We start from the raw sequence: 269 nt of genomic DNA on the forward strand, positions 1-269 counted from the left end.
TACGCGCAGGAAGGTAAATATACGGGAATTTACTCGCTGTTGCAAATGTTTGTGATTATGACGCCGGATAGTACGGCGTATTTTGCGAATGCCGAACCGGATCATTTCAATAAAGCCTTTTTGTTTAATTGGCGGACGCGGGATAATCACCCCGTGGAAAACGGCTTAGCGTTCACGCGCCAAGTCCTTAATATTCCCATGGCTCACAAAATGGTCAGTGAATATACGGTCATCGACCAAGAGCGGCAAAGCCTAATTCTCTTACGGCC

1 pseudogene is annotated in these 269 nt (G+C 46.8%); it reads left to right on the forward strand.

From position 1 onward, the window contains the following. Positions 1-269 (forward strand): annotated as a pseudogene (locus EKM70_RS11305) (type I restriction endonuclease); the annotation flags it as partial.

Origin of the sequence: Levilactobacillus lindianensis (genome assembly GCF_003946095.1) — a bacterium.
Lineage (GTDB): Bacteria > Bacillota > Bacilli > Lactobacillales > Lactobacillaceae > Levilactobacillus > Levilactobacillus lindianensis.